Genomic DNA, 16,034 nt, shown 5'->3' with positions numbered 1-16,034 from the left:
GGTTCCGCACGTCCTGGGGGAAACTAAATGCGAAGTGCATTCTCACGCGTCCTGTTGGCAGCCGCTGCGGCTGCGGTGATCCATTCGGCGGCGATTGCTGCGAATGCACCGGCGAAAGGTCCGCGACTGCCCGATGGCAAGCCGGATCTGAACGGCATCTGGCAGGCAATGAACAGCGCGAACTTCAACCTCGAACCGCATGCCGCGAGCGCTGCGATGGCGATGGTTCCAGGCCAGTTCGTCCCGGTGCCCGCTCCCCAGGTCGTCGCGCTCGGCGCCGTCGGCTCCGTGCCCTTCGGCCTCGGCGTCGTCGAAGGCGGCACGATTCCGTACAAGCCCGAAGCGCTCGAGAAGAAGAAAGAGAACCAGAAGAACTGGCTCACGAGCGACCCCGAGATCAAGTGCTACCTGCCGGGCGTCCCCCGCGCGACGTACATGCCGTATCCCTTCCAGATCGTGCAGAGCAAGGACCACGTGTTCTTCGCTTACGAGTACGCCGGTGCCGTCCGCAACATCTACATGAAAGATCCGGGTCCGCCGCCCGCCGACTCGTGGATGGGTCAGTCCGCCGGCAAATGGGAAGGCGACACACTGGTCATCGAAGCGACGGGCTTCAACGACCAGACCTGGTTCGATCGCGCCGGCAACTGGCACAGCGACAAGCTGAAGGTGACGGAGCGCTACACGCAGCGCGGTCCGGATCATCTGCTGTACGAAGCTACGATCGAAGATCCCAATGTCTTCACGCGGCCGTGGAAGATCAGCATGCCGCTGTATCGCCGCGTCGAACCGAATGCGCAGCTCGGTCAGTTCAAGTGCGTCGAGTTCGTCGAGGAACTGATGTACGGCGAGTACCGCAAGAAGCCCGCTGCAGCGCCTGCTGCTGAAAAGGGCAAGACGGAATAAGGCGCTCGCGCCATGACGTTCCGACACCTTCCCTCACACGGCGCCCGCTTTGCGGGCGCCGCTTCGTTGCTCGTGATGACGAGCCTTCTCGCGCTGCCTGAAGCGCTTGCGGGCGAAGGCGCGGGCAGGACGTCGGCATGGAAGCTTCCGCGTACCGCGGACGGTCATCCGGATCTGCAGGGAATCTGGACCAACGCGACGATCACGCCGTTCGAAAGACCCGCGGAGTTTGGCGATAGTCGCGCTCTGACTGCCGAACAGGCAGCAAAGCTGGAACACGCGGAAGTTCAGTACAACGACGAGCGCTCCAGGCCCACGGACCTGTCGAAGCCGGACGAATTCGCAACGTGCCGCAGCGGCACCGGTGCGACCTGCGGCTACAACAATTTCTGGCTGGATCGCGGATCGCAGGTGACGACGATCGGCGGCGAGAAGCGCACGTCGCTCCTCGTCGAGCCCGCGAACGGCAAGGTGCCGCCGCTGACGCCGGAGCGTCAGAAAGTGGTGGCCGAGCGCATGAAGATGCGCGGCAACTACGACGGGCCCGAGGCGCGGCCGCTGGGCGAACGTTGTCTGCTCGCTTTCGGGTCCAGCTCCGGTCCGCCGATGCTGCCGGTGCTGTACAACAACAACTATCAGATCGTTCAGAACCGCGACACGGTCGTGATTCTCGTCGAGATGGTTCACGACGCCCGCATCGTGCGGCTCGGCGGCCAGCATGTGCCGTCGAACGTGCGCAAGCTGATGGGCGATTCGATCGGTCGCTGGGAAGGCGACACCCTGGTCGTCGAGACGACGAACTTCACCGACAAGGAAAGCTTCCGCGGCGCGACGAAGGACGTGAAGGTGACCGAACGCTTCCGTCGTGTCAGCCCGGACACGATCGAATACCGGTTCACTGTCGAGGACCGACAAGCGTTCACGCAGGCCTTCAGCGGCGAGGTCGCGATGCACAGGACCGACGAGTTGATGTACGAATACGCGTGTCACGAAGGCAACTATGCCCTGCCGGGCATTCTCGCCGGTGCGCGCGAACAGGAAAAACTGGCGGCAGCCGGAAAAGATGGCTCGAAATGAGAGGTGGAATGTAATGCGCATCAAGTTGTTGCTGAGCGGTGTGGTTGCGGCCGGATTGGGTGGACTCATGGCCGGGTCCGCGCCCTCCGTGGCGCATCACGCTTTTGCGGCGGAGTTCGACGGCAACCGTCCGGTCAACCTGACCGGTCCGGTGACGCGCATCGAATGGATCAACCCGCACGCCTGGATTCATATCGATGTGAAGAACACGGACGGCACGACGACCGGCTGGATGGTCGAAGGCGGCACGCCCAACACGCTGCTGCGTCGCGGGATCACGAAGGACTCGCTCACCATCGGCACGGTGATCGTCGTTCGCGGTTACCAGTCGAAGGACGGGCTGTGCAAGCCGAAGTGTCGCGCGAACGGCCGTGACGTGACGTTCCCCGATGGCCGCAAGCTGTTCATGGGCTCCTCGGGCACGGGCGCGCCGAAGGACGGCAGCGATCCGGAAGACGCGTCGAAGCAGTAACGCATGGCGGCAGCGGCCGGGCCCCCTTCCGGCCCGCTGCCAACGAAGCCAGGGACGGCTTCGTTGATTCACTCGCAGTCGCATTCACGAACGACTGCACTTCCCTTCAAACCGCGAATAATTCTTCACGCTGCCCCGATGGGGCCCGCGCAGCGGCGCCCGTATACTGCCGCCGTCCTTTACCGGGCCACGATTTCAACGATCACAGGCCTTCGTGCCGGCCCGGTCAGCGAGGTTCATACGCGTGCTGAATGAAGTTCTGCTCACGTTCGCGCAATGGCTCGGTGCCCAGCAATGGAGTACCGGCCTGCACGAATCGTTCTACATGTACAACTGGATCGAGACGACACACGTCCTGACGCTGACGGTGTTCCTCGGCATGCTGTTCGTCATCGACTTGCGCATGCTCGGCGTCGCACTGACCGACGTACCGGCCTCGAAGATCGCGGAGCGCCTCGATCTGCCGATGATGATCGGCTTCACGGTGATGATCATCACCGGCCTGCTGCTCTTCTACGCGATTCCGGTGCGCACGACGCAGAGCGTCTGGTTCCGGCTGAAAGTCATCCTGCTCATTGCGGCCGGCATCAACGCCTGGATCTTCCGCAACCGCATGAAGGCCGCGAAGCCGACGTGGGATCTCGATCCGGTGCCGCCGAAGAACGTGCGTATCGGCGCCGGGCTGTCGCTCACGCTGTGGATCGCGATCATCTTCGCAGGCCGCGCGATCGCTTACGACTGGTTCGACTGCGGCAAGGATCAGTCGGCGTTCCTCAACTGGGCGGCCGGCTGCGTAGCCGACGTCGCTGCACATTAGGAGGCCGCGATGGACGTCATGGCATTCTTCACCTGGCTCGAGGGTTCGACGCTCGGCCACATTGCGAAATCCTACGGCGGCGTCTACGCGATGGCGCAGACGGTGCACCTCGCATCGATGGCGCTGCTCGGCGGCACCGTGCTCATCACCGATCTGCGGTTGCTCAACGTGGCGCTGCGCGACGTGCCCTCGAATGTCGTCTCCGAAGGCGCGCACAAGTGGTTCAAAGTCGCGCTTGCCGTGATCCTTCTCTCCGGCGTCTTCATGGTCGCCGGCGTCGCGATGAAGGCGTACTACAACGATTTCTACTGGGCCAAGATGGCCGCGCTCGCGACCGGCATCCTGTTCGTGTTCGCGGTGAAGCGCCCTCTGCTCAGGAAGGATCATTCGCTGCTGCCGCCCTGGCTGCTCAAGCTGGTGGCAATCGCCTCCATCACCGTCTGGTTCACGGTCGCCGCCTGCGGCCGCTGGATCGGTTTCTCCTGATCTCGAGGACGCCGCTCATGGGATTGCGTGAAAAAATCGCCGCCGCGTTTTCTGTCGCGATCATCCTCACCGCCGCCATCTACTGGATCGTGCAGATCCGGGGTGTGATGGAGATGCTGCGACTGGCGTACGGCTGACAGGAAACCGGAGCCGGATTTCACACGGAGTTCACGCAGTGCACGGAGATAGAAGGCGAAAAGTCACCTCTCTGACTCCGTGCACTCCGTGAACTCCGTGTGAAACTCCGCTCTGACTTTTTTCTTCCACAACGACGAACCAGGGGAAATGATGAAAACCGGAATGCTCGCCACCGCAGCGGCAGTGCTCGCCGCGATGCTCATGCCGCAGCTCTCTCACGCGGATCCGCTCACCGCGCAGGACTACGCCGAGATCGAGCAGCTGTACGCAACGTACAACCACGCGATCGACTTCAACGACCCCACCGGCTGGGCGAACACATTCACGCCGGACGGCAACTTCCTGAGCTTCACCGGCCACGAAGCACTCGCTGGTTTCGTGAAGCAGTGGCATGAGCGCATGGGCGGCACCCCGCGCCGTCACTGGAACTCGAACCTGCGCATCACCGGCGACTCGACGAAGGCCGAAGGCAGCGTGTACCTGATGCTGGTCGACTCGGTAACGAAGACGATCTTCAGCACCGGCGTCTACAAGGACACGCTGGTGAAGACGGCACAAGGCTGGCGCTTTTCGAAGCGCACGATCGCTCGCGACGCCGCAGCGGCTCCGACTGCCCCGGCTCAGCAGGCGCCGAAGTAAGCGCCTCGAAGTTTCACGCGGAGAGATGCCTGTGGGTCCGGCTTTAGCCGGACGTCATCGCGACAGCGACGCCTCGCTGCCGTCCGGCTGCGAGTCTTGGAGCTGTCGCTCGCGCGATGACGTCCGACTGAAGTCGGACCCACAGGGAGACCAGGCCCAATCTCCGTGAACTCCGTGTGAAACCTCCTCTTCCTCTCCCGTCTTGCGACCACGAGGACCGCCGGAGTAGCCTCGCGGCATGCCCAAGGACATCGGCACAGCCGTTCGCGAAGTCTGCCTCTGGCTGCCTGAAGCCGAAGAATTCCTGTCGCACGGCTCGCCGAACTTCCGGGTACGCGGCAAGACTTTCGCGGCCTACTGCGTCAATCATCACGGCGACGGCCGGATTGCTTTGTGGCTGAGCTCTCCTGCCGGCGCGCAGGCGCTCTACACCAAAGAAGAGCCGAAGCACTTCTTCGTGCCGCCCTACGTCGGCCCGCGCGGCTGGCTCGGCGTGAATCTCGACAAGGGCATTTCCTGGAAGCGCGTTGCGAAGCTCGTTCGCGAAGCCTATGAGAAGGTCGCTCCGCGGGCGTTGTCGGCCACGTTAGGCGCAACCATCGACATCAAGCCCCCGACCGCGAAGCTCAAACCCGAAGACATCGATCCGCTGCAGAGCAAACGCGCGCGAACCCTGCTCGATAAGCTGCGCGGGATGTGTCTGGAGCTTCAAGGGACGAACGAGTCCAGCGCCTTCGGCGTGCCTGTATGGCGCGTCGGCAAGAAAACGTTCGTTTGCGCCGGTCACGGTCGCGAGCGCCTGACATTGCTGTTCTGGGTCGGCGTCGAGCAGCAATCGCTTTACATGAGCGACAAGCGCTACAGCATTCCGCCCTACATGGGCCACAACGGCTGGATCTCGATCGACGTGACGAAGGACGCGAACTGGGATGAGATCCGCGGGCTGATGCTCAATAGCTATCGGCACTTCGCGCCGAAGCGGCTGGCGGCGGCCCTGGATGCGCACCCGTCGCTGGAGACTGCAGCCCCAAAGCGAAAAAGCGGAACAAGATCTCCACGGGGGACACGGGGTGCACGGGGGAAGACAGTAAATCGCAAAACCCGCCGATCCTGAAAGAGCTTCCGATACGTTGTTCCTCTTCGTCTTCCCCGTGACTCCCCGTGTGCCCCGTGGAGAATTCTTTTCTCAGGCCCTCTTCGGATTGGGCAGGAACGCCGCCAGAATGCCGATGATCGGCAGATACGCACACAACCCGTAGACGTACTCGATGCTCGTCACGTCCGCGAGATGGCCGAGCACCGCGGCGCCGAGGCCACCCATGCCGAACGCGATCCCGAAGAACAGGCCTGAGATCATGCCGACTTTGCCGGGCACCAATTCCTGCGCATAAACCAGAATCGCCGCGAATGCGGACGCGAGAATCAGTCCGATCGGCACGCTCAGCACGCCGGTCCAGAAAAGGTTCACGTGAGGAAGGATCAGCGTGAATGGCAGCACGCCCAGGATCGAGAACCAGATGACGTACTTGCGGCCGATGCGATCGCCGATCGGTCCGCCGAGCAACGTGCCCGCCGCCACGGCTGCAAGGAATACGAACAAGTGCACCTGGGCAGTCCAGACCGACACGTTGAACTTGTGAATCAGGTAGAACGTGTAATAGCTGCTGAAGCTCGCGAGATAGAAATACTTCGAGAAGATCAGCGCGACCAGAATCGCGAGCGCCGTGAACACCTTCCCGCGGCTGAACGGGGGCGTCGTAGCGACGGGCTGCTTGCGTGTCGCCTGACGCTCGTTGTGCCGCGCATACCAGCTGCCAACCTTCGCCAGCAGCACGATGCCGATCATCGCTGCAAGCGCGAACCACGCGACGCTGCGCTGACCGTTCGGCAGCACAATGAACGCCGCGGCAAGCGGGCCGACGGCAGTGCCTGCGTTGCCGCCCACCTGGAAGAACGATTGTGCGAATCCATGCCGGCCGCCCGATGCGAGTCGCGCGAGACGCGACGATTCCGGGTGAAAGATCGACGAACCGATGCCGATGACCGCGGCCGCGACGAGAAGCATCGGAAAGCTCGCCGCCTTCGACAGCAGCAGCAAGCCGACGAGCGTGAAGCCCATGCCGCACGCGAGCGCATAGGGCAGCGGCCGCTTGTCCGTGTAGAGGCCCACGAGCGGCTGGAACAGAGAAGCCGTGAGCTGGTACACGAGTGTGATCAAACCGATCTGCCCGAAATCCAGTGCCAGGCCCGTCTTCAGCATCGGATACATCGCCGGCAGCAGCGACTGCATCATGTCATTGAGGAAATGGCAGAAGCTGAGCGCACCGAGCACGGCGATCGCGGTCGCCTCCGGCCGGTAGTGAGTCTCCGCAGCGGTATTCATGGGGCCGATTTCATCATGCCGGCCCGAGCGGGCGCGATAGGCCGATCCATCAAACAGCCACGGGATGTGGCGAAGGCAGCCATCGGGAAAGGCGAAACAGCCCTTTGCGCCGCTGGGGTTCGGCGGCAAGTCCTGTTATAAGCCCTCGGCAGCCAAGCCTTTTCAAGCCTTGGGGCTCGCAAATATCAACAACACAAGCGACAAGGGAGAGATGCATGAACTGGTATCTTGATGTCCTGAAGAAGTACGCGGTGTTCAGCGGCCGGGCACGGCGCAAGGAGTACTGGTTTTTCTTCCTGTTCAACTTCATTGCAAGCATCGTCCTCGCGATCGTCGACAGCATGCTGGGCACCGTAAACATGACTTACGGCATCGGGCTGCTGGGCTGCATCTATACGCTGCTCGTACTCATTCCGGGCATCGCGGTCGGCGTGCGTCGCCTGCACGACACGGATCGCAGCGGCTGGTGGCTCCTCATCGGGCTCGTTCCGCTCATCGGTGTCATCGTGCTCATCGTCTTCTTCGTCATGGACAGCACGCCCGGCGACAATCGCTTCGGACCGAATCCGAAGGGACAGTGATGCGGTGAGATCTCCTTGTGGGTCCGGCTTCGGCCGGACCCACAGCAAGAGGGCCAGGTTCCGGCTCGCCGCTCATCGCTCGACCGCTTCATCCTTCGCCGGTATACAACCGCGGCGCCTCCGCCGACGGATGCTCGCCGGCGAGTTCGATGATAGGTTGTGACCCCCTCGCCTTCCTGGCCGGTCACGACATCCATGAAACTGAACGCACTCGCCCTGCTGCTTGCCTCCTTCCTCGCCGCCTCCGCCGCCAACGCCAGTACCGAAACGTTCACCGTCATCTTCGGCGGCAAGAACGTCGGTCATCTGAAGACGAGCACCGACGGCGATACGACGAAGATCGATTTCGACTTCAAGAACAACGGGCGCGGGCCGACGATGGCCGAAACGGTCCGCCTCGATGGCGCGGGATTTCCGACGGCCTGGACGGTCAAGGGCACGACGACGTTCGGCAACAAGGTCGACGAGAACTTCCGTCTCGCCGGCAGCAAGGCGAGCTGGACCGATTCGACGGGCAAGGGCAGCGCGACGATCAAGCAGCCTTCGATCTACGTTGCGCAGAGTGCAAGCCCGTGGTCACTCGGCCTCTACGCACGTGCGTTGCTGAAGGCTCCTGAAGGCCAGTTGCCCGCGCTTCCTGCCGGCACGCTGCGCCTCGAGAAGGGCGAAGCCGTATCGGTCCGCAACGCCAGCGGCGCAACCGCGGAGGTCAATGCTTACTCCGTCGGCGGCATCGACCTGCAGCCGGATGACGTGCTGCTCGACAGCAGCGGCCAGATGTTCGCGTTCCTGACGCCGGAGTTCATCATCATCCGCGCGGGCTACGAAGCCGAAGAAGAACGCCTGCGTGCGCTCGCCGCGAAATGGTCCGCCGAGCGCTTCGTCGCGATCCAGAAGGCCTCGGCTCATCGCTACGAATCACCTGTCCGGATTCGCAACGTTCGCGTATTCGATCCTGCGAAGGCTGCTCTCACCGACCCGGTCAGCGTCGTTGTCCACGGTCGCACGATTGCCGCAGTCGAGCCGCTCGACAGCCCGGCCACGCCGGGTGAAGTCACCATCGACGGCGCGGGCGGCACGCTCGTGCCCGGCATGTACGAGATGCATGCGCATATCTCGCAATCGGACGCATTCATGAACCTGCTCGCGGGCATCACGTCCGTTCGCGACATGGGCAACGACAACGAAGTGCTCGAGAAGCTCATCGCCAACATCGAGAACGGCACGCTCGCCGGACCTCGCGTCATCCGCAGCGGCTTCATCGAGGGCAAGAGCCCCTTCAGCGCGAACAACGGCTTCGTCGTCGAAAGCGAAGCGCAAGCCGTCGACGCAGTGCGCTGGTACGCCGCGCGCGGCTTCTGGCAGGTCAAGGTCTACAACAGCATGAATCCCGCGTGGGTGCCTGCCGTCGTGAAGGAAGCTCATCGGCTTGGCCTGCGCGTCGCCGGCCACGTACCCGCTTTCGCGACAGCGGATCAGATGATCGAAGCGGGCTACGACGAAATCACGCACATCAATCAGTTCATGCTCGGCTGGGTGCTGAAGCCCGGTGAAGACACGCGCACGCTGCTGCGTCTGCATGCTCTCAAGCGACTGCCCGAACTCGATCTCAAGAGTCCCGCTGTTCAGCGCACGATCGACCTGATGGTCGCGCACAAGACCGCCATCGATCCGACGGTCGCCATCCACGAAGCGCTGACCCAGAACCGCAACGGCCAGGTTCCGCCCGGTGCAGTCGACTATCTCGATCACATGCCGATCGGCGTTCAACGCAACTCGAAGCAGGCACTCATCGACGCGTCCGCGCCCGCCGACGGCAAGGCTTACCGCCGTGCGTTCGAACAGATCATCGCAACGGTGAAGACGCTCAACGAGCGCGGCGTCTTCATCGTGCCGGGAACGGACCTCGGCGGTTCGTTCACGTACCACCGCGAACTCGAGTTGTATCAGCGCGCCGGCATGACACCAGCACAGATCCTCAAGCGTGCGACATTCGATATGGCTCAGTACGTCGGCCAGGATCAGCAGCTCGGCTCCATCGCGAAAGGCAAGCTCGCGGACTTCTTCCTGATCCCGGGCGACCCGACCACCGACCTGAAAGCAATCAAGACCATCCGCATGGTCGTGAAGGATGGCGTCGTGTACTTCCCGAGCGAAATCTATCCGAAATTCGGCATCAAGCCGTTCGTGGAAGCGCCGACGGTGGTGGCCGCATCGGTGAAGTAATTCTGACTGTGGGTCCGACTAAAGTCGGACCCACAACTAGAGCAGCAACGCCGTGCGCTCAGCCGCGATCAAAGTCACGCGCACGATCCCGAAACAGCACTGCGAGCGCATCGTTGCCCGCCGCCTCCGCAGCCGCGTTATACGCAGCCGCAGCCTGCGAAGTATCGCCTCGCGCCGAATGCAGCTCTCCGAGCGTCGCGTGATACAGCAATGAATCCTGCAGATCGCGCAGTGATGCCGTCGCGGTCAGTTCATCCATCGCGGCGTCCGCGCCGTGCGCATAACGCATGGCAATGATGCGATTGAGACTGACGACCGGGCTTGGGTACAGCTCGCTCAACGCGTCGTAGTGCGAGAGAACGCCGGCCCAGTCCGTCGATTCGACACTGTCGGCCTGGGCATGCAGCGAAGCGATCGCGGCTTCGATGTGATAGCGCGAGATCGTGTCGCCGCCGATGGCCGCATCGAGGTACCGGAAGCCTTCGGCGATCAATCCCCGATCCCAGATCTCCCGATTCTGTCGCGCCAGCGGGACAGGCCGCCCCTCGTCATCGCAACGCGCGGGCAGGCGCGCCGAACAGAAATGCAGCAGCGCCGCGAGCGCATGCGTTTGCGGTTCATCCGTCGCAGGATGCGCCGCGAGGATTCTCGAGAGCCGCAGCGCGTCCTTGCAGAGCAGAGGCCGCTGCCACTCTTCGTGATGATTGCTGAGATAGCCCGCATCGAACAGCAGGTAGATCGCGTGCAGGATCGTCGGGAGTCGTTCCTCCACCAGCTCGCGTGCCGGCGGCAACTCCAGGGAGATCTCGAGATCGCGCAGTTCACGCTTCGCACGCACGATGCGTTGGGCGATTGAATCGGGACTGGTGAGCAGGGCGCCCGCGATCTCCTCCACGCTCAAGCCGCATGCGAGGCGCAGCGTGAGTGCGATCTGCGCCGGCCCCGACAACGCTGGGTGACAGCAATACGCAATCAAGTTCAGCAACTCGTCCTGCAGCGCCGCCTCAGACGAAAACGATGTGTCGGCGGCCTCGATCAGCTCAGTCTCTACATCGCCCGGCACCTCGAACCGCGACCGCCGCAACCGATCCATGAGCGCGTTTCGCGCAGCGGTGTGCAGCCAACCGGCGGGATTGCGTGGAATCCCTTGCAGCGGCCATGTGCGCATCGCCGAGACGAGCGCGTCCTGCACCGCATCTTCGACCATGTCCAGCTTCGAGGCACCGACGCGCTTCGCGAGCAGCGCAGTCAGACGGCCCGCTTCGTGACGGAAGAGATCGGCGATCAGAGCATGTTCGGTGCTCATGGGCGATTCGAAGCAAGCTCACGATCGGCGTCGTGAGCCTGCCTCCGCAAAGACCTATTGCTTGATGAAGTCGATCTCGCGCACTTCCATCCAGCCGAAATCGAAGTGCGGGCAATCCGCGAGCAGCGCCTGGGCTGCTTCGTGACTCGCAGCGTTCAGAACGAAGACGCCGCTGATGACGTCCTTGGCTTCGACGAACGGCCCATCGCTGGCGACGATCGCGGCGCGCTCGCGGTTCAGATGCTTGCCGCCGTCATCCTTCAGCTTGGCCCGCACGCCAATGTGACCCGCGGCGTGTACCCGGTCGAACCAGGTTCTGTACCGCGCGATGACCTCCTGCATCTGGGTGGGGCTCATCTCGGTCAGGGTGCGGGGGGTTTCGTGGAACAGGACGAAGAACGATCTCATGGCGGGATCTCCTGAAGCGATGGATTGTAACCGCGGGCTGCATATCGCCCGGTTCGCAGCCATGACGAACGGGGGTTGGGAAAATCGACATGGGCCTCACGCCCGGAAAGACGTCATTCCCGCGAAAGCGGGAATCCCTCTGAAATCCCGGAATGGACTCCCGCTTTCGCGGGAGTGACGGACGCGGTTCGCGGGAGTGACGGCATCACCCAAACGGCGACGGCCGCCGCGGCGGCTGCGCCGGTGTTCTCATCCCGGCAATCCGCCGGTCCTTCTCTTCCCACAGACCGTTGATCCATGCCTGCGCCTGCTCGCGAACCGCCGGATCGCTCTCGTAGCTGCCGTTCTTCAGCGCTTCGGGAATCGGCAGCTCGCGAATATGCACCCGCACTTCGGGGATGCGATCGCCGAACAGGTCCTGCATCGTCGAGCGCCCACCGGGATATACGATCGTCACATCGAGCACGGATTGCAGCGCATCCCCCAGCGCGTTGATGACGAAGGCGACGCCGCCGGCCTTGGGGCGCAGCAGATACAGATACGGTGATTCCTGCTTGCGATGCTTTGCGGGCGTGAGCCGCGTCCCTTCGACGAAGTTCATCACCGACACGGGAATGTGGCGAAATTTTTCGCATGCGCGACGAGTTGCTTCGATGTCGCGACCGGCCAGCTCCGGATGCTTCGCCAGCGTCTCTTTCGAATAGCGCTTCATGAACGGGAAGTCGAGCGCCCACCAGGCGAGTCCGAGCAGCGGCACCCAGAAAAGCTGGCTCTTCAGGAAGAATCGCAGGAACGGGATGCGGCGATTGAACACCGCCTGCAGGATCGGAATGTCGGTCCACGTCTGGTGATTGGCCAGCACCAGATAGCGGCCGTCGTATCGCAACTGGCCTTCGACTTCGATCGTGATACGGGTGTGCGTCATCAGCCGAAGCATCGCCGTATTCACGGCGATCCAGCTCTCGGCGATTCCGATCAGCATCCAGTCGCATACCTGCCGGATCGGCCGGATCCGCAGGCACGCCTTGACGAACGCGACGACGAACAGGGGAGTGACGTGAACGACAGTGCTGACGAAAACCAGCACCAGTGCGAGCACGGCCCGCAGCCGGTTGAGAAAAATGCGCATTGGCGCGCGATGCTACTCTGCGGCGTCGCCGACCGAAACAGCCGGCGCTGCATTCGCAGCAGTCGTATCGGGATTGATGACCGGAGGGAGGATCACCGGATCGGCATCGCCGCCCGGTCCGATGCGACCGACGACAGGGAGCTTGAGCGAAAGGCTCTTGGGATCGAGCCCGAAGGTGAGTCCGAGCAGGTTCACCTCGACACCCTCTTCCACACCCACCAGCACACCGGCGAGCCCGAACAGATTGAGCTGGCCTCCGGTGCCGCTCGGCGTCATCGCAAGCGGATTCAGTCCGAGATAGTCCTTGCCGATCGCAGTGGGCGGAAGATCGACGCGCAGCTCCGGTACCTCACGCGTCACGAAGGCGACGAAGGTGTTCGAATTCGGGCCCGGCCACGCGTGATACTTGTCGGGATACGGATAACGTTTCACTGCGCCTTCGATGCGGCCGATGATTTCATCGACACCTTCGCCGCGAAGATCGCTCAGCAGTTCCGGGCGGGCGCCGAACCAGTAGCCGTCCGCCGGCCGGTGATGGACCACGACCACGTTCCCCGTGCGCTTCAATCGATAGCCGATGACTTCGTGGACGGTGAACTGATCGGCATGGCTCGGCTTGGTCGCGATCCAGGTATGCACGCCGAAGTAACCGCGCCAGCTCACCGTGCGCGCCGCGTAGACCTGTACCACTGCTTCCGGCGTCGTTGCCGGGCTCGGCGCGAGACCGGCCGGTTCACGCGAAGCGGTCCGCCAGTCGCGGCCGGCGCTGTGCGTAATGCAGCCGGCAATGAATACGGTGCCGATGACCGACAGCGCGATCCAGCGGAGTTTCGTGGCGAACATGCGAACCAGCAGCCTTTGAAGTTCTTCGAGCAGCTTCACTGTGCCCGAAATTGGGACCGCCTGTCAGTGGGTTCGTTCCGCGGCTCGCCTTGCCTGGCGCTCGGCTGATCGGACTTTGGCCGGCTCGATCAGGGATGCGCTGAATCGTCGGCGGGCAGGTACTCGCCCCGCAGCAGCACGACGACGCCGGTCTGGGTCGTGATCGCCTCGTGCCAGGACCCGGCCTGCGCCAGATGCACATCACCTGCGGCGAGACGGTGCGTCCCGATGTGACATTCCCCTTCGAGTACGACGAACTCTTCGTCCCGGCGATGCCGGTGGGCAGGCATCACGCCGCCGGGCTGCATCCTCGCGAGAATCGTCTGCATGCCCGCGATGGGGTCTCGCCGCAGCACCTTGATCTGAATGTGCGGCCCCCACTCCACCCACGGTGTTTCCGCCGAGCGCAGCGTGACCGTGCCTTCGGGCGTCGCATCTCGCGCCCTTTCGAGCACGAGACTGCGCAGTCGATCGCGCTGTTCAGTCCCCAGCTCGGCGGGGGCGACACCGGCGACGAGCGCACGCTCCACGGAGTTCGCCAGCAGACGTGTTGTTCTTGATCGGCGCGGCGCACTCATGTGGCCTCCAGGTGTTCGCGCAGCTGCGCCAATGCGCGCCGCAGGTGACTCTTGACGGTACCCAGCGCGAGGCCGGTTTTTTCTGCGATCTGTTGATGCGAGAGATCCTGCAGGAATGCGAGCGCAATGAGTCGACGCCGCACGGGTGTGAGCTGCGCGACCGCCGTTCGCACACGACTGCGCTGCTGCAGCAGCGCAAGCAGATCGTCGGGCTGATCATCTTCGGCGGCGATGCTCTCGATCTCGGTCGAGCCTTCAGGAAGCTGTGCGGCGCGTCGTTGACGCAGGCGATCGAGCGCGCGGCTGCGACAAAGCATCAGCAGCCAGCCGAGGACATTCCCGCGCACATCATCGAAACGTGCGGCGTTCGCCCAGGCATAGGCATAGGTCGCGCAAACGACCTCTTCCGCATCCTCGACACTGCGCAGGATCGCGGAGGCCAGCGCATAGAGCTTGCCCACCGTCGCATCGTAGAGTTGCTCGAGTGCACGCTCGTTGCCGCGAGCCATCGCCTCGATGAGCTGCACGAGCTCAGCAGTGGGCGCACCCTGCAAGACATGCCTTGTTTCTGCCAGCGCTTCCACAGTAGCTCCCTCCCTGCGCGTCGCACGATCATAGTCGCTGCGCATTCGCGGTCCATCGGACGAAAGCGATTGTCCGTCCGCAATCTCCATCGCATCGCAAGGGAATACCACGACCATCGCGGTCTCAGCTCGCGACGCTGGCGACGAACAGCACGGGTCCGGTCGGCGCACCTGTCGGTGATCCGCCCACCGGCTCGAGGCTGACCGCCACCTGCGTTGCACTTGCCAGCGCGGCACGCTGCGCATCGGTCAGGCGCAATTCGCGGCTCCCGGTCTGCGGCATCAAGCCAAGCGATACCGGGGCTCCGCCTGCTTGCGGCGGCAGAGCCCAAAGCTCATAGGCGTGTTGTGCATCCTGCGGCAACGCAGGCAAAGCGGCGACGAGCAGTTCCTCGCGATCGGGGCGGGCTTCGATCCGCCACATCTGCGCCTGCTGCTGATCGGCAATCGTTGCAATGATCTCCGGCGCCGGCGCCAACGCCGTCCACCAGACGATTGCCGCCGTCAGCGCTGCAACACCCGCGGCCATTGCCCATTGTGTTGTCGATCTCCAGGACGAGCGCGCGCTGCGCGAATGCCCGAGACGCAATTGGACTCTTCGCCACACGGCAGCCGACGGATGAACCGGACTCACCGCACCGGCGAGATCGAGCAAGCGATCCTCCCATCGATGCAGCGCTTCGAGTGCCCTGCGATCGTCGCGACACACGCGCTCGAAGCGAGCTCTCGCCGGGCCGCGCAACGTGCCCAGCGCGTACTGTGCCGCAAGTTCGTCGATTGCTCTCGCGTTGTAGTTCATGCGTCCATGCAGCGCTTGAGGCTTGCCAGCCCGCGCCGCACCCAGCTCTTGACCGTTCCCAGCGGACTCTCGATCGCCGTCGCAATCTCATCCTGAGAGTATCCATCGACATATGCGAGCGACAGGCAGCGCTGCTGCTCCGGCGTGAGGCGCTGCATGCAATCGTCGAGTGCACGACGTGATCGCTGCGACGACACCGCCTGCGAGAACTCCTCCGCATCCGGATCTGCCAGCGCTTCCTCGGGCACTTCATCGAGCGTGACCTGCAGCCGCTGCGCCCGGAGCAGATCGATTGCCCGGTATCGTGCGATTGACAGGATCCAGGTGAGCGCCCGCCCTCGATAGGCGGCGTACTGATCCGATCGCTGCCAGACCCGCACCATCACGTCCTGCAGGGCCTCCTCGGCCACAGCGCGGTTCCTGAGCATGCGCAGCAGGAGGCCGAGGACCCGGGCTGACACCGCTTCGTACAGCTCCGCCAAAGCCCGCTGATCGTGCAGCGCACAACGCCCCAGCAGCGCTTCGACCTCGCCTGTCGGCGTCAGGAGCGTGTCACCGCGCTGCGGCGACGCTATCGAGCGTGCGTCCTCCATGAATCCATCTACGTAGCAGATGCGGCAGCG

General features: G+C 63.4%; 18 protein-coding genes. 9 read left to right on the top strand and 9 right to left on the bottom strand.

What is annotated here, in order from left to right:
• The first annotated feature begins 27 nt into the window (after positions 1–27).
• The 7 genes from HNQ60_RS20935 (at position 28) to HNQ60_RS20905 (ending at position 5,649) form a co-directional block, all read left to right on the top strand.
• Positions 28–906 (top strand): hypothetical protein, encoded by an 879-nt coding sequence (locus tag HNQ60_RS20935; RefSeq protein ID WP_184334727.1) that lies wholly within the window; start codon positions 28–30, stop codon positions 904–906.
• 12 nt (positions 907–918) lie between these two features.
• Entirely contained in the window at positions 919–1,983 is a 1,065-nt protein-coding gene (locus HNQ60_RS20930) for a hypothetical protein (protein ID WP_184334726.1), read from the top strand.
• A 13-nt stretch (positions 1,984–1,996) separates the two neighbouring features.
• A complete protein-coding gene (locus tag HNQ60_RS20925) occupies positions 1,997–2,455 on the top strand; it encodes a DUF6152 family protein (RefSeq protein ID WP_221304350.1) in 459 nt (152 codons plus the stop codon).
• Between the two features lie 244 nt (positions 2,456–2,699).
• Positions 2,700–3,272, top strand: a complete 573-nt coding sequence (locus HNQ60_RS20920) for a DUF6644 family protein (RefSeq protein WP_184334725.1) — start codon at positions 2,700–2,702, stop codon at positions 3,270–3,272.
• Between the two features lie 9 nt (positions 3,273–3,281).
• The gene (locus HNQ60_RS20915; RefSeq protein WP_184334724.1) at positions 3,282–3,758 is read left to right on the top strand and encodes a DUF6644 family protein; all 477 of its coding nucleotides are present in this window, start codon (positions 3,282–3,284) and stop codon (positions 3,756–3,758) included.
• Between the two features lie 288 nt (positions 3,759–4,046).
• The gene (locus tag HNQ60_RS20910) at positions 4,047–4,535 is read left to right on the top strand and encodes a nuclear transport factor 2 family protein (RefSeq protein ID WP_184334723.1); all 489 of its coding nucleotides are present in this window, start codon (positions 4,047–4,049) and stop codon (positions 4,533–4,535) included.
• A 238-nt stretch (positions 4,536–4,773) separates the two neighbouring features.
• Positions 4,774–5,649 carry an MmcQ/YjbR family DNA-binding protein gene (locus HNQ60_RS20905; RefSeq protein ID WP_184334722.1) on the top strand — a complete coding sequence of 292 codons (876 nt, stop codon included), beginning with the start codon at positions 4,774–4,776 and terminating at the stop codon, positions 5,647–5,649.
• A 72-nt stretch (positions 5,650–5,721) separates the two neighbouring features.
• Here the strand turns inward: HNQ60_RS20905 and HNQ60_RS20900 are convergent, their stop codons facing one another.
• Positions 5,722–6,918: an MFS transporter gene (locus tag HNQ60_RS20900; RefSeq protein WP_184334721.1), complete on the bottom strand. Its 1,197-nt coding sequence runs from the start codon at positions 6,916–6,918 to the stop codon at positions 5,722–5,724.
• Between the two features lie 215 nt (positions 6,919–7,133).
• Between HNQ60_RS20900 and HNQ60_RS20895 the strand changes: the two genes are divergently transcribed.
• Both HNQ60_RS20895 and HNQ60_RS20890 read left to right on the top strand, forming a co-directional pair.
• Complete coding sequence (locus HNQ60_RS20895; protein WP_184334720.1) at positions 7,134–7,499, top strand: DUF805 domain-containing protein; 366 nt, start codon at positions 7,134–7,136, stop codon at positions 7,497–7,499.
• Between the two features lie 195 nt (positions 7,500–7,694).
• Positions 7,695–9,725 (top strand): amidohydrolase family protein, encoded by a 2,031-nt coding sequence (locus tag HNQ60_RS20890; protein WP_184334719.1) that lies wholly within the window; start codon positions 7,695–7,697, stop codon positions 9,723–9,725.
• Positions 9,726–9,783: 58 nt separating this feature from the next.
• Here HNQ60_RS20890 and HNQ60_RS20885 read toward each other — a convergent pair whose 3' ends face one another.
• The 8 genes from HNQ60_RS20885 to HNQ60_RS20850 all read right to left on the bottom strand — a co-directional run bounded on the left by HNQ60_RS20885 (position 9,784) and on the right by HNQ60_RS20850 (position 16,004).
• Entirely contained in the window at positions 9,784–11,031 is a 1,248-nt protein-coding gene (locus HNQ60_RS20885; protein ID WP_184334718.1) for an RNA polymerase sigma factor, read from the bottom strand.
• 54 nt (positions 11,032–11,085) lie between these two features.
• Positions 11,086–11,439 carry a YciI family protein gene (locus HNQ60_RS20880; RefSeq protein ID WP_184334717.1) on the bottom strand — a complete coding sequence of 118 codons (354 nt, stop codon included), beginning with the start codon at positions 11,437–11,439 and terminating at the stop codon, positions 11,086–11,088.
• 205 nt (positions 11,440–11,644) lie between these two features.
• Positions 11,645–12,568: an acyltransferase gene (locus HNQ60_RS20875; protein WP_184334716.1), complete on the bottom strand. Its 924-nt coding sequence runs from the start codon at positions 12,566–12,568 to the stop codon at positions 11,645–11,647.
• Between the two features lie 12 nt (positions 12,569–12,580).
• Positions 12,581–13,411 (bottom strand): DUF3750 domain-containing protein, encoded by an 831-nt coding sequence (locus tag HNQ60_RS20870; RefSeq protein ID WP_184334715.1) that lies wholly within the window; start codon positions 13,409–13,411, stop codon positions 12,581–12,583.
• Between the two features lie 128 nt (positions 13,412–13,539).
• Positions 13,540–14,028: a cupin domain-containing protein gene (locus tag HNQ60_RS20865; RefSeq protein WP_184334714.1), complete on the bottom strand. Its 489-nt coding sequence runs from the start codon at positions 14,026–14,028 to the stop codon at positions 13,540–13,542.
• Complete coding sequence (locus HNQ60_RS20860; protein ID WP_184334713.1) at positions 14,025–14,612, bottom strand: RNA polymerase sigma factor; 588 nt, start codon at positions 14,610–14,612, stop codon at positions 14,025–14,027. The genes HNQ60_RS20865 and HNQ60_RS20860 overlap by 4 nt, the downstream gene beginning before the upstream one ends.
• A gap of 124 nt (positions 14,613–14,736) precedes the next feature.
• The gene (locus HNQ60_RS20855; protein WP_184334712.1) at positions 14,737–15,411 is read right to left on the bottom strand and encodes an anti-sigma factor; all 675 of its coding nucleotides are present in this window, start codon (positions 15,409–15,411) and stop codon (positions 14,737–14,739) included.
• Positions 15,408–16,004 carry a sigma-70 family RNA polymerase sigma factor gene (locus HNQ60_RS20850; RefSeq protein ID WP_184334711.1) on the bottom strand — a complete coding sequence of 199 codons (597 nt, stop codon included), beginning with the start codon at positions 16,002–16,004 and terminating at the stop codon, positions 15,408–15,410. The genes HNQ60_RS20855 and HNQ60_RS20850 overlap by 4 nt, the downstream gene beginning before the upstream one ends.
• Between the last annotated feature and the right edge of the window lie 30 nt (positions 16,005–16,034).

Origin of the sequence: Povalibacter uvarum (genome assembly GCF_014202975.1) — a bacterium.
Classification (GTDB): Bacteria; Pseudomonadota; Gammaproteobacteria; order Steroidobacterales; family Steroidobacteraceae; genus Steroidobacter; species Steroidobacter uvarum.
This window is presented reverse-complemented; position numbering and strand designations above follow the sequence as displayed.